At 53.8% G+C, this 342-nt stretch carries 1 protein-coding gene; it reads left to right on the plus strand.

Annotated elements, in window-relative coordinates:
* Positions 1-78: 78 nt before the first annotated feature.
* On the plus strand, positions 79-342 hold a 264-nt coding region (locus AC1RPN_RS08725; protein ID WP_289862587.1), incomplete at its 3' end, for a hypothetical protein.

The following is a 342-nucleotide window of genomic DNA, read 5'->3' on the forward strand; positions in this document are numbered from 1 at the left end:
CGGTGAGGACGTGCTAATCCGTGAAGGTGACTTGATGAAGTTCTCGGACCTCGTGCCCGAAATGCGAGAGCGATTCGGATGATTACCACGTCCTACATCCTTATCACGGCCACGGTGCTAACTCTAAATGGCCGACCCGCGTTTCGGATGCGGGACGAACCGGTTGCTGATTCCGGTCCTTACACGACACAAGTCGAGTGCGAGGGCGCAGCTCAGGCCCTCAATCAGTTTATGCCACCGCCATCGGTGGACGCTGCTGGTAAATACGTAGAGCAGAAAGAGGTTTACTGCAAGCCTCAAAAGGGTTATACTGATACCAGTAACAGTAAAGTGGTTCGTGCG

This window comes from Dellaglioa sp. CoH-57-MRSF-20 (assembly GCF_056781955.1).